The 12,803-nt window shown below is 60.9% G+C and carries 14 protein-coding genes; 1 reads left to right on the top strand and 13 read right to left on the bottom strand.

Going from position 1 to position 12,803, the window contains the following annotated elements; translation table 11 throughout:
* Positions 1–2: 2 nt before the first annotated feature.
* A complete protein-coding gene (flhA, locus tag C1X29_RS11380) occupies positions 3–2,132 on the bottom strand; it encodes a flagellar biosynthesis protein FlhA (RefSeq protein WP_102717474.1) in 2,130 nt (709 codons plus the stop codon).
* Between the two features lie 595 nt (positions 2,133–2,727).
* Between flhA and C1X29_RS11375 the strand changes: the two genes are divergently transcribed.
* On the top strand, positions 2,728–3,102 hold the full coding sequence (locus C1X29_RS11375; protein WP_102717473.1) for a hypothetical protein: 375 nt from the start codon (positions 2,728–2,730) through the stop codon (positions 3,100–3,102).
* Between the two features lie 114 nt (positions 3,103–3,216).
* Here C1X29_RS11375 and flhB read toward each other — a convergent pair whose 3' ends face one another.
* The 12 genes from flhB to C1X29_RS11315 form a co-directional block, all read right to left on the bottom strand.
* Entirely contained in the window at positions 3,217–4,356 is a 1,140-nt protein-coding gene (flhB, locus tag C1X29_RS11370; protein ID WP_102717472.1) for a flagellar biosynthesis protein FlhB, read from the bottom strand.
* A 3-nt stretch (positions 4,357–4,359) separates the two neighbouring features.
* Positions 4,360–5,145, bottom strand: a complete 786-nt coding sequence (gene fliR, locus C1X29_RS11365; RefSeq protein ID WP_102717471.1) for a flagellar biosynthetic protein FliR — start codon at positions 5,143–5,145, stop codon at positions 4,360–4,362.
* 3 nt (positions 5,146–5,148) lie between these two features.
* Positions 5,149–5,418, bottom strand: a complete 270-nt coding sequence (gene fliQ, locus C1X29_RS11360; protein ID WP_007951951.1) for a flagellar biosynthesis protein FliQ — start codon at positions 5,416–5,418, stop codon at positions 5,149–5,151.
* Positions 5,415–6,173, bottom strand: a complete 759-nt coding sequence (gene fliP / locus C1X29_RS11355; RefSeq protein WP_007951950.1) for a flagellar type III secretion system pore protein FliP — start codon at positions 6,171–6,173, stop codon at positions 5,415–5,417. The genes fliQ and fliP overlap by 4 nt, the downstream gene beginning before the upstream one ends.
* Positions 6,173–6,631, bottom strand: a complete 459-nt coding sequence (fliO, locus tag C1X29_RS11350; RefSeq protein ID WP_085747106.1) for a flagellar biosynthetic protein FliO — start codon at positions 6,629–6,631, stop codon at positions 6,173–6,175. Before fliO ends, fliP begins: the two co-directional genes overlap by 1 nt.
* Positions 6,632–7,093, bottom strand: coding sequence for a flagellar motor switch protein FliN (gene fliN, locus C1X29_RS11345; RefSeq protein ID WP_162831786.1), 462 nt, complete (start codon positions 7,091–7,093; stop codon positions 6,632–6,634).
* 54 nt (positions 7,094–7,147) lie between these two features.
* Positions 7,148–8,116, bottom strand: a complete 969-nt coding sequence (gene fliM / locus C1X29_RS11340) for a flagellar motor switch protein FliM (protein WP_003222890.1) — start codon at positions 8,114–8,116, stop codon at positions 7,148–7,150.
* Between the two features lie 9 nt (positions 8,117–8,125).
* Complete coding sequence (fliL, locus tag C1X29_RS11335; protein ID WP_007951946.1) at positions 8,126–8,629, bottom strand: flagellar basal body-associated protein FliL; 504 nt, start codon at positions 8,627–8,629, stop codon at positions 8,126–8,128.
* Between the two features lie 296 nt (positions 8,630–8,925).
* Positions 8,926–10,287, bottom strand: coding sequence for a flagellar hook-length control protein FliK (locus C1X29_RS11330; protein ID WP_102717470.1), 1,362 nt, complete (start codon positions 10,285–10,287; stop codon positions 8,926–8,928).
* Between the two features lie 105 nt (positions 10,288–10,392).
* Positions 10,393–10,740, bottom strand: coding sequence for an Hpt domain-containing protein (locus C1X29_RS11325; RefSeq protein ID WP_085747108.1), 348 nt, complete (start codon positions 10,738–10,740; stop codon positions 10,393–10,395).
* A 30-nt stretch (positions 10,741–10,770) separates the two neighbouring features.
* Positions 10,771–12,474: a fused response regulator/phosphatase gene (locus C1X29_RS11320; RefSeq protein WP_102717469.1), complete on the bottom strand. Its 1,704-nt coding sequence runs from the start codon at positions 12,472–12,474 to the stop codon at positions 10,771–10,773.
* Between the two features lie 5 nt (positions 12,475–12,479).
* The gene (locus C1X29_RS11315; RefSeq protein ID WP_011333053.1) at positions 12,480–12,779 is read right to left on the bottom strand and encodes an STAS domain-containing protein; all 300 of its coding nucleotides are present in this window, start codon (positions 12,777–12,779) and stop codon (positions 12,480–12,482) included.
* Between the last annotated feature and the right edge of the window lie 24 nt (positions 12,780–12,803).

Genomic DNA, 12,803 nt, shown 5'->3' with positions numbered 1-12,803 from the left:
CCTCAGCCGTTGGGCCCTACTGTCGCAACGATGGTCACTTGCTTGTTGTCCGGAATTTCCTGGTAGGCCAGCACATGCAGTCCGGGAACTGCCAGGCGACCAAAGCGCGAGAGCATCGCGCGAACCGGGCCTGCTACCAACAGGATCACCGGCTGACCTTGCATTTCCTGGCGCTGCGCCGCTTCGATCAGCGAACGCTGCAGCTTCTCGGCCATGCTCGGCTCCAGCAGAACGCCCTCTTCCGAGCCTTGCCCTGCCTTCTGCAGACTATTGAGCAATATTTGTTCCAACCTTGGCTCTAGCGTGATAACTGGCAGCTCCGACTCAGTCCCTACAATGCTTTGGACGATGGCGCGGGATACGCCGACCCGCACAGCGGCCACCAAAGCGGCGGTATCTTGACTCTTGGCGGCATTGTTGGCGATGGCTTCAGCAATGCTGCGGATATCGCGCACCGGCACGTGTTCGGCCAGCAACGCCTGCAACACCTTGAGCAGCTGCGACAGCGTGACCACGCCCGGCACCAGCTCTTCAGCCAGTTTCGGCGAGCTCTTGGCCAGCAATTGCATCAATTGCTGCACTTCTTCGTGGCCGATCAGCTCGCTGGAGTGCTTGTACAGAATCTGGTTCAAGTGGGTCGCAACCACGGTGCTGGCATCGACCACGGTGTAACCGAGCGATTGTGCCTGGGCGCGCTGGCTGACTTCGATCCACACCGCCTCCAGGCCGAAAGCCGGATCTTTGGCGGTAATGCCGTTGAGCGAGCCGTAGACCTGTCCCGGGTTGATCGCCAGTTCGCGATCCGGGTAGATCTCGGCCTCGGCCAGGATCACGCCCATCAGGGTCAGGCGGTAGGCACTCGGTGCCAGATCGAGGTTGTCGCGGATGTGCACGGTCGGCATCAGGAAGCCCAGATCCTGCGAGAGCTTCTTGCGCACGCCCTTGATACGCGCCAGCAATTGCCCGCCCTGGTTGCGGTCCACCAGCGGAATCAGGCGGTAGCCGACTTCCAGGCCGATCATGTCGATCGGGGTCACGTCGTCCCAGCCCAGCTCCTTGGTTTCCATGGCGCGGGCCGGCGACGGCAGCAATTCCTGCTGACGCTGAACCTCTTGCAGCGCCTGCACCTTGGCAACGTTCTGCTTTTTCCAGAACAGGTAAGCACCACCGGCGGCGAGGGCAGCCATGGTCAGGAACGAGAAGTGCGGCATGCCCGGCACCAGGCCCATGACCGCCATCAGACCGGCCGCCACCGCCAGCGCTTTGGGCGAGGCGAACATCTGGCGATTGATCTGCTTGCCCATGTCTTCCGAGCCGGAAGCACGGGTCACCATGATCGCTGCAGCTGTAGATAACAACAGTGATGGCAATTGCGCCACTAAACCGTCACCGATGGTCAGCAAGGCGTAAACCTTGCCGGCGTCGGCGAACGTCATATTGTGCTGGAAGATACCGACGGCCATACCGCCGATCAGGTTGATGAACAGAATCAGCAGACCGGCGATGGCGTCACCGCGTACGAATTTGCTGGCACCGTCCATCGAACCGTAGAACTCGGCCTCTTGGGCCACTTCCTGACGACGGGCCTTGGCCTGCGCCTGGTCGATCAGACCGGCGTTGAGGTCGGCGTCGATCGCCATTTGCTTGCCGGGCATCGCATCGAGGGTGAAGCGCGCGCTCACCTCGGAGATCCGGCCGGCACCCTTGGTCACCACGACGAAGTTGATGATCATCAAGATCGCGAAAACCACGATACCGACCACGTAGTTACCGCCGATCACCACCTCACCGAAGGCCTGGATCACCTTACCGGCGGCGGCGTGGCCGTCCTGACCGTGGAGCATCACCACCCGCGTCGACGCCACGTTCAGCGCCAGTCGCAACAGCGTCGCCACCAGCAGGATCGTCGGGAACACCGCGAAATCCAGCGGCCGCAAGGCGTATACGCAGACCAGCAGCACGACGATCGACAGGGCAATGTTGAAGGTGAAGAACACGTCGAGCAGGAACGGCGGCACCGGCAACATCATCATCGCCAGCATGACCAGCAGCAACAGCGGCACACCCAGATTGCCTCGACTGAGGTCGGCAACATTCGAGCGAGCAGTGTTGAATAACTGAGAGCGATCCACCGGTTTTCCCCGTTCCTTTAAAGCAAACTTTTGACGCCCAGAGCGGGCGCAGGGCGGCTACTGCAAGAAGCCTTCCAACTTTTGCCGATGATTGAAACAGAGGGGTTCGGGCGTGGTTTTTCTGCTGGGCGGGATGTCGCTTTCGCGAGCAAGCTCGCTCCCACAGGGGAACGCATTCCAAATGTGGGAGCGAGCCTGCTCGCGAAGGGGCCCGAGAACTCAGCACAAAATGCCTTTTAAACTCAGGTGTTTAAAAGACACCTTCAGACACGCCTTACAGGCTACGAATCCTTGCGCCGTTGCCTACGGCTACGCCAGAATCCGCCGGCTTGTGCGCTGTGGGGTCGGGTTCTATTGTGGATCGGTCGCTGACGAATCAGCGATCGGGTTTAGCGACTCGAACTTTCTCAGCGCATCAGCGTTCATGGCTTCGTTGTGGGACTCTTCGTCCGCAATTACGTTATGGCGGCTGTATGCGGGAGACCTTTGGGTCTACCGGGGTGCCTGAGACCGGTTCGCTAACCTGCGTACAGCTGCCACCTTCACTTGTTTAGCGACAGGGGGAAAGTGGCTCCATAACCTCAGGAGCTTCACCATGATCAAACCAACACCCAACCCGCCCGAAACCGACCCCGCCTCGCCCTACGAGTCCGCCGATTCCAGAAAGCTTCACGAAGCCGCCGACCGCGCCCTCGATCACTACCTCTGCCCGCCCGGCTCCACGCCACCTCCGCGCAAGACCCGCAGAATGTATGCCGTCACCGCGGACTTCAAAAACGAAGAGCTGCTGGCCGAGCTCTGCGAAACCCTCGCGTCCGCCAGAACCATCGCCAATGACTTCGCCCACCTCATGCCCGCCTCGCAGCGCAGGACGCTGACGGGCATCGGGCAACTGATCATGCTCGGGGAGCTAACAGCGAATCGGGTGCTGAATAATCTGGAAATACCGCAGTCGCCGAACCCTGTGTAAAGGCTTGAGTGATATGTCGTGATTGCTGACGCCTTCGCGGGCAACACAGGTCATCGGGAATGAAAAAACCGCCACCGGATTCAACCGGATGGCGGTTTTTTTGCTTCATCACCATCAGGAATCGCGCCGCAAATCCGGCGGGATCGGCAGGTCGTCCTTGAGCGGTTCCGGGAACTTGCCCTTGCCCGCGCGGTGCTGGCGGATCTGGTAGACGTACGCCAAAACCTGAGCGACCGCCAGGTACAGGCCGCCGGGGATTTCTTCTTCCAGCTCCGTGGAGTAATAGATCGAACGCGCCAGCGCTGGCGATTCGAGGAGCATGACGTTGTTGGCCACGGCGATTTCGCGGATCTTCAGCGCCAGGAAGTCGCTGCCCTTGGCCAGCAGCATCGGCGCCCCGCCCTTCTCGGCGTCGTACTTGAGCGCCACGGCGTAGTGGGTCGGGTTGGTGATGACCACGTCGGCATCCGGGATCGCCGCCATCATCCGGCGCTGCGACATCTCGCGCTGGAGCTGGCGAATCCGTTGTTTGACCTCTGGCCGACCTTCCTGGTCCTTGTGCTCGTCGCGCACTTCCTGCTTGGTCATCTTGAGCTTTTTGATGCTCTCCCAGATCTGCACGGGCACGTCGACGGCGGCGATGATGATCAACCCGCAGGCCAGCCACAGGGAACTCCAGCCCACCAGTTGCAAGCTGTGAATGATCGCCCGGTCCAGCGGCTCGTGGGCGATGCGCAGCAGATCGTCGATGTCCGCATTGAGCACCACCAGCGCCACGCCCAACGTGATGAGAAACTTGGCCAGCGCCTTGAGCAGCTCGACCACGGCCTTCATCGAGAACATCCGCTTGAGGCCCGCCGCCGGGTTCATCCGGCTGAACTTGGGCGCCAGCGAACCGGCGGCAAACAGCCAGCCGCCCAGCGCGATCGGCCCGAGAAATGCCGCCAGCAACAGGGTGATCATGATCGGCTGAATCGCCAGCAAAGCCTGCAAACCGGAGTTCATCAGGAACGTCGCCATGGAGCGCTCGTCCATGATCACTTCCCGCGACAGCGTGAAGTTCTGGCGCATCAGATCCATCAAATCCTGCGCCAGCATCCCGCCAAAGATCAGCAGCGCTGCAGAGCCCGCGAGCATGATCGCCAGCGTGTTGAGCTCCTTGGAGCGCGCAATCTCACCCTTTTCCCGGGAGTCCTTCTTGCGCTTCTCCGTGGGGTCTTCTGTTTTGTCCTGACCGCTTTCGCTCTCAGCCATGACTCAGCGCGCCTTTGCCAGTTCTCGTAAAAACTGCAAAGCCTCGGTGGCCAGCGGTTGATACTGATTGAGAATGTCCGCCAACCCGACCCAGACGATGAACAGGCCGAGCACCAGGGTCAGCGGAAAGCCGATGGAGAAAATGTTCAGCTGTGGCGCGGCCCGGGTCATCACGCCAAAGGCGATGTTGACCACCAGCAGCGCGGTGACTGCCGGCAGCACCAGCAACAACGCGGCGCCCAGCACCCAGCCGAGCTTGCCGGCCAGCTCCCAGTAATGCGTGGTCATCAGCCCGCCGCCGACCGGCAGCGTGGTGAAGCTCTCGGTGAGCACTTCGAAGACCACCAGGTGCCCGTTCATCGACAGGAACAGCAAGGTCACCAGCATCGTGAAGAACTGCCCGATCACCGCCACCGACACGCCGTTGGTAGGGTCGATCATCGATGCGAAGCCCATGCCCATCTGGATCGCGACGATCTGCCCGGCCACCACGAAAGCTTGAAAGAACAATTGCAGCGAGAAACCCAGCACCGCGCCAACGAGAATCTGTTCGGCGATCAGCAGCAGACCGCTGAGGTCCAGCGGGCTGACCGCTGGCATCGGCGGCAGGTTGGGCGTGATCACCACGGTGATCGCGAAGGCGAAGTACAGACGGATCCGCCGGGGCACCAGCGTGGTTCCGAAGACCGGCATCACCATCAACATCGAGGCGACGCGAAACATCGGCAGCATGAACGACGCCACCCAGGTACTGATCTGGGTATCGGTCAACTGAAGCAGCGATTGCATGGCTTAGCCGATGACCATCGGAATGTTTTTGTATAGCTGAGTGATGTATTCCATGAACGTCTGCACCAGCCACGGGCCGGCGACGATCAGCGTGACCAGCATCACCAGCAGACGCGGCAGGAAGCTCAGGGTCTGTTCGTTGATCTGGGTGGCAGCCTGGAACATCGACACCAGCAGGCCCACCAACAGACTCGGCACCACCAGAATCGCCACCATCATGGTGGTCAGCCACAGAGCCTCGCGAAAGATGTCGACCGCTACTTCTGGCGTCATGGCGATACACCTCCGAAACTGCTGGCCAGGGTGCCGATGATCAGCGCCCAGCCATCCACCAGCACGAACAGCATGATTTTGAACGGCAGGGAAATGATCAGCGGCGAGAGCATCATCATACCCATCGCCATCAGCACGCTCGCCACCACCAGGTCGATGATCAGGAACGGGATGAAGATCATGAAGCCGATCTGGAACGCGGTCTTCAGTTCAGACGTCACGAACGCCGGCACCAGAATCGTCAGCGGCGCCTGATCCGGCGTCGCGATGTCGGTGCGTTTGGACAGGCGCATGAACAGCTCAAGATCGCTGGAGCGGGTCTGGGCAAGCATGAAGTCCTTGATCGGCACTTGAGCCTTTTCCACCGCCTGCTGGGCCGTCAGCTTTTCCGCGAGGTACGGCTGCAAGGCATCGTTGTTCACGCGGTCGAATACCGGCGCCATGATGAACAGCGTCAGGAACAGCGCCATGCCGGTGAGAATCTGGTTCGACGGAGTCTGCTGCAGGCCCAGGGCCTGACGCAGGATCGAGAAGACGATGATGATCCGGGTGAAACTGGTCATCAGGATGACGGCAGCCGGAATGAAGCTCAGCGCCGTCATGATCAGCAGGATCTGCAGGCTGACCGAATACTCCTGCGCGCCCTCGGCGTTGGTGCCCAGGGTGATCGCCGGGATCGACAACGGATCGGCGGCGAATGCCAGCGGCGCGGCCAACATCAAGGCCAGGGTCAAGACGATGCGCAACGCACCCATTACTTCTTATCCTTCTGATCCTTGCCGAGGATCTTCAACAGATGCTGGGCAAATTCCGGAGTCGCTTTGTCGGCGGTGCTCGGCACCTCGACCGGCTCTTTGAGCACGTGCAACGCAGTGATGGTTCCGGGGCTGAGGCCGAGCAGAATCTGCTCGTTGCCGACCTGCACCAGCATCAGACGATCACGCGGGCCGAGCGCGCGGGAACCGATCAGCTCGATCACCTGGCCCTTGCCGGCGGGACCTGCCTGCTGCACCCGGCGCAACAGCCAGGCGAGGAAGAAGATCAACCCCAGCACCAGCAACAGACCCAGCACCAGTTGCGTCAGCTGTCCGGCCACGCCGCTGTTGACGGCCGGCGCAGCAGTGGCCGCAGTTGCCGCCACCGGCTCGGCCGCCAGCACGCTGAACGGCAAGGCCAGCGCCAGACCGAACAAAGCCCCCAGAACCTTTTTCACTCAGCGCAGCTTCTTGATGCGTTCGCTCGGGCTGATCACGTCAGTCAGACGGATGCCGAACTTTTCGTTGACCACAACCACTTCACCGTGGGCGATCAGGGTGCCGTTGACCAGCACGTCCAGCGGCTCGCCGGCCAGACGATCGAGCTCGATCACCGAACCCTGGTTGAGTTGCAGCAGGTTGCGGATGTTGATGTCGGTGCTGCCCACTTCCATCGAGATCGACACCGGAATGTCGAGGATCACGTCCAGGTTCGGACCGTCGAGGGTCACCGGATCGTTGTTCTTCGGCACGCTGCCGAACTCTTCCATCGGCAGACGGTTGGAGCTCGAAGCACCTGCATCGGCGGCCAGCAGCGCGTCGATGTCGGCCTGCCCGGCTTCACCGGTTTCTTCCAGGGCGGCAGCCCATTCATCGGCCAGTGCCTGATCGTCCTGGGTGTTCATATCGTCGTTCATCATTTGTCCTCGGCGGGCAAAAAACCGGTAAAAGAATCAGGGAGTGAGGGCGCCGCTTCAGCGGCGCTCGATCGGCTCGATAACCTGCAACGCAAGGTTGCCTTTGTGCGAGCCCATCTTGACCTTGAAGGCCGGCACGCCGTTGGCGCGCATGATCATGTCTTCCGGCATCTCGACCGGAATCACGTCACCCGGCTGCATGTGCAGGATGTCGCGCAGCTTCAACTGGCGGCGAGCCACGGTGGCACCGATCGGCACGTCGACATCCAGCACGTCCTGGCGCAGGGCATTGACCCAGCGTTCGTCCTGGTCGTCGAGATCCGACTGGAAACCGGCGTCGAGCATTTCGCGCACCGGTTCGATCATCGAGTACGGCATGGTCACGTGCAGATCGCCGCCACCGCCGTCGAGTTCGATGTGGAACGTGGAGACCACGATCGCTTCGCTCGGGCCGACGATGTTGGCCATGGCCGGGTTCACTTCCGAGTTGATGTACTCGAAGTTGACTTCCATGATCGCCTGCCAGGCTTCCTTCAAGTCGACGAACGCCTGCTCCAGCACCATGCGCACCACGCGCAGTTCGGTCGGGGTGAATTCACGCCCTTCGATCTTGGCGTGACGGCCATCGCCGCCGAAGAAGTTGTCCACCAGTTTGAACACCAGTTTGGCGTCGAGGATGAACAGCGCGGTGCCGCGCAGGGGTTTGATCTTGACCAGGTTGAGGCTGGTCGGCACGTACAGCGAGTGCACGTATTCGCCGAACTTCATCACCTGTACGCCACCGACGGCAACGTCCGCCGAGCGGCGCAGCATGTTGAACATGCTGATGCGGGTGTAGCGGGCAAAACGCTCGTTGATCATTTCCAGAGTCGGCATGCGTCCACGGACGATGCGATCCTGGCTGGTCAGGTCGTAGCTTTTGACACTGCCGGGTTCGGCAGCGTTATCGGTCTGTACCAGACCATCGTCGACACCATGCAACAGCGCGTCGATTTCATCCTGGGACAGCAGATCCTGCACGGCCATGTCGTGTTCCTACTGCAGTACGAAATTAGTGAAAAGCAACTGTTCGATCACCACTTTGCCCAGCTCTTTCTGCGCCACTTCCTGGACGCTGGCTGTGGCCTTCTGGCGCAACATCTCTTGACCGACCGGGGTCGCCAGCGTGGCGAAATCCTGACCGGAGAAGAGCATCACCAGGTTGTTGCGGATCACCGGCATGTGCACTTTGAGCGCTTCCAGATCGGCCTGATTGCGCGCCAGCATGGTGATGCTCACCTGCATGTAGCGCTGACGGCCGTTCTGGTTGTAGTTGGCCACGAAGGCCGGCGCCATCGGCTCGAAAATCGCCGGTTGCTTGCCGACCGGGGCCGCTTCGGCCGCCGCCTCGGGCTTGCTCTGGGCACTGTGCATGAAGAACCAGGTCGCCCCCACAGATGCGCCGATGGCCAGCAGCAACCCGAGCACGATCGCAATGATCATCTTGAGTTTGCCTTTGGTTGCGGGGTCTTTTACTGCTGCAGCTTCGCTCTTCGCCATGCCAATAATCCGTCACTAATCGGGTTTTCACAGTCGCACGGCAAGGCAAGAGCAAGTGTTATGCCAGAAGTGTAGGTAGTAGCGGAGACAACGCTGAAGTCAAAAGCAACCCTCACCCCAGCCCTCTCCCGGAGGGAGAGGGAGCCGATCGAGTTGTCTTGTTGTGATATATCGACCTGAGGCACCGAGTCGACTTGGATTCAGCCCAAACAATCAGGTTAGCGAGCATCTCAAGCATCCCCAATCAGTTCCCTCTCCCTCCGGGAGAGGGCTAGGGTGAGGGGCTTTTGATTTGATCAGGCGTAGTAGTCGACGGCGCTGGAGCCGATCACGTGAGTGGCGGTGGCCGCCGCTTCAGCGACAGCCGTCGGGGTCAACTCTTCTTCAGCCGAATCCAGGCGACCGCCGGCTGCGCTGGTGCGACCGCCCTGCCCCTGCTGCGCCTGTTCCTGGCCTTGACCCTGCCAGCCACGGTTCTGGTCGGACACGTTGACGTCGACCTGCCCCATGCCTTGCTGATTGAACATGTCCCGCAGGCGGTGCATCTGACCGTCGAGGGCTTCACGCACGCTCGGATGCGCGCTCATGAAGGTCACCTGGGTTTGCTGGTCCGGGACCATGTTCACCCGGATATCCAGACGTCCGAGCTCGGCCGGTTGCAACTGGATGTCAGCCGCCTTCAGGTTGTTGCTCGACAGGTACATGACCCGGTTGACCACTTCCTCGGTCCAGCCGTTCTGGTGCATGGCAATCGGCTGGTTCACCGGCACCGCGTTGGCGGTTTTCGGCGTGGCAGCCTGGGTCAGCGCCGCCAGACGGTTGGCGAAATCATCGACACGAGTGTCGCTTGTGGCGGTCTTCAGGTCTTTCAGGCCGTCATCGATCAGGCCGCTGAACGCCTTCTCACCGCCCTGACTGGTGCTGTCCTTGTCAGCCTGCACATCGAGCATGCTGGCCATGCCGGCAGCGAAGGTCTGCGCCGAGGTCAATTCACCGTCAGCCTGAGTCTGGGCCGGGGTGGCCTTGGGCTGGGACTGACTGGAAGCGGAAATGTGACCACTCTGCTCCATGGCCATGCGCACGGCAGGCAGCGAATCCAGCGGATCCGCCTCGGGGTCGAAAGCAGGATCAGTGGCCGGCGCCGGATCCTTGACCATACCCGGCAATGCCGCCACGGCAGGTTGATCGGTTTCCGGTTTCGCAGCGGTATCGACGACAGGGGTGGCGGCTACCGGTGCGGTAACGACAGGTTCTACCGCCGCCACCAGTGCCGGATCCACCGGTGCTGTGTCGACAACAGGAGTCGTTGCGGTATCGGCAGTCTCATCATCAGTAGCGGTCTTGTCGTCCGTTGCCGCCGTCGCCGATTTGTCGGCGGGCAAGGCTTTGCCGCTATCGGCAACCGCCGGCTCCGGGGCGGCAGACTGATCCTTGCCGAGGTCTTTCTTGCCGCTGTTGTCAGCCACCTTGTCACGGGCAGGCTTTGCCGAATTGTCGACGCTCACCGAGGGCTTGTTCGGGCCTTGATCGGCGAACACCTGAGCGAAGCTGGAGGCCTTGTCCCCGGGCTCTGCGGCCACTGCCGATGATTTGGACGAGGCAGCTTGCGCCTTGGCCTGGGCGGCGGTCTGAAGAAGAATGTTGGGGCTTGCAGGCATGGCACGGTCTCCGCTGCACTGGGATCGTAGGTACAGTTGGGATAGATGACTGCAAGTGCCGGGCCAGTTTCGTCAGAATTCCGGCAAAACCGCCCGACGGCAGGATCAGTGCGTCAGCGAGCGCTGCCGCTCGGCGACATAAACGGGCCGCACATCGGCGAATTCGCTATGGATGTCGGCGACCAGTTTGATGATTTCAGAAGGGCTTTTGTCTTTGGCATGCTGTTCCAGCTCCTGGCACAGCACCGCAAGACGGGTCGCACCCATGTTGCTGCTGCTGCCCTTGAAGCTGTGCGCAACGGAAGACAATGCGTCGGCATCGGCAGTCTGCTGCAACTCCCGCAGGCGATTTTCGGAATCGGCGAGAAAGGTATCCAGCAGTTCCGGATAGCTGTCTTCCATCACTTCCCGCAGCACGCTTAGCGCCTCGTGGTCCACATGTGTATCAGCCACTTGTTCACTCCTTGATCAAGAATGCGCGGATTATGCCAGAGCCTCCCAGAAAAACTCCACGCGAGCACTGCGACCATCGTCTGACCAGCTGGCATTACGCGCCAATTGCCGGATCAGACTGACTCCGCGCCCCGACAGACGGACACCGTCGAGCGGCCGCTCCATCACGCGCGAGACATCGAATCCCTGGCCGCTGTCTTCGACCCGCACCACCAGACAACCGCCCTCACCTTCCGGCCGCACCTGCAAATGCACGCGCACGTAACCGTCCTGCAAGGCCTCGAGGCGCGCATTGCGCTGCTCATAATAACGGGCGAAACCCGATGCATCGCGCTTGAGGCTCGAGTCCAGGCCCAGCACGCCATGCTCCAGCGCGTTGGAATAAAGCTCGGCCAGCACGCTGTACAGTGCGCCACTCTGCGCCCGCAAGCCATGCACTTCCAGTAGCAACTGCAACAGATAAGGCAGCGGATTGAAGCGTTTCAGCGTGGCACCGCGAAATTCGAAGCTCACCGACCAGTCCAGCGGACAGGACTGGCCACTGTCGGAATACACCGGCGCCGACGGATTAACCTGCGCCATCTCCAGCAGGCTGACCTCGACCATGCTCACATCGTCCCGGGCCTCACCGCGAAAGTCCTGCAACGCCTGCTCGATGTCCTCGAACAGCCGATCCGGCTGGCGATTGGCGGCGAACACCTGGTGCAAGCGCTCGACACCAAACAACTGATCGTTGGCATCGCAGGTGTCGATGACCCCGTCGGAGAGCAGAAACACCCGATCACCCACCGCCATCGAGTGAACCTCGGTGCGGTCATCGAAGGTCTGCGGGCTGAGCACACCCAGCGGCAGATGCCGAGCCGCCAGCGGCTTGCGCTCCCCGGTAGCCAGGCAATGCAGATAACCGTCGGGCATGCCGCCGTTCCAGACTTCCACCGAGCGCCGCTGAAAGCTCAGGCACAACAACGTCGCACAGCAGAACATGTCCACCGGCAGGATGCGCTTGAGCTTGGCGTTCATTTCCCGAAGGGTCTCGGCCAGGCCGTAACCCTTGGCAGTCATGCCATAGAACACCTCGGCCAGCGGCATGGCGCCGACCGCCGCCGGCAAGCCGTGACCGGTGAAGTCACCGAGCAACACATGCATGTCGCCGGCCGGGGTGTACGCTGCCAACAGCAGGTCGCCATTGAACAGCGCATAGGGTGATTGCAGGTAACGGATGTTTGGCGCGCTCAGGCAACCGGAATGCGCGACCTTGTCGAATACAGCCTTGGCGACCCGCTGCTCGTTGAGCAGATAGTCGTGATGCTTGGCGATCAGGTCGCGTTGCTGAAGAACCGTGGCCTGCAAACGCCGCAAGCGATCCATCGCCTTGATTTTGGCGGCGAGAATTACCTGGTTGTAGGGCTTCGCCAGAAAGTCGTCACCGCCAGCCTCAAGACAGCGAGCCAGCGCTTCACTTTCCGTCAGCGACGTGAGGAAGATGATCGGCACCAGATTTTCACCCGCCAGGTTCTTGATCTGGCGTGCGGCTTCGAAGCCGTCCATGACCGGCATCATGGCGTCCATCAGCACCAGATGCGGCTTTTGTCGGATAAATGCCTCGACCGCCTCCGCACCGTGGGTGGCCGTCAGCACTTCATGCCCCTGACGACGGACGATGGTCGACAACAACAGCCGGTCAGCAGCGCTGTCTTCGGCGATCAGGATCGTCAGCGGCTCTTGCGGCTGCATGGCCGTCAACTGATGTCGAACAGCTTGTCGAAGTTGGAGATGGCGAGGATTTTCTTCACGTCGGAACTGCTGTTGACCACGCGGATTTCCGAGTCGTCACCGCCGACATGATCACGCAGCAGAAGCAGCATGCCGAGCGCCGAACTGTCGAGATAGGTCGCCTCTTTGAGGTCGACAATCACCGATTCGGGCTGCTCTTTTTCGTAGGATTGGCGAAATTCCTGATGCTTGGCGAAATCGAATCGCCCCTTGACCGAAATCGTCAGTTTTTTCTTGTCCGCAGACACTTCTGTAACGACTGACATGTACTGGCTTCCTTGTCATTTGAC

It is taken from the genome of Pseudomonas sp. GW456-12-10-14-LB2 (genome assembly GCF_002884345.1).
Taxonomy (GTDB): Bacteria; Pseudomonadota; Gammaproteobacteria; order Pseudomonadales; family Pseudomonadaceae; genus Aquipseudomonas; species Aquipseudomonas paraglycinae.
The sequence above is the reverse complement of the archived record's forward strand: the minus strand, read 5'-3'. Positions and strand labels throughout refer to the sequence as shown.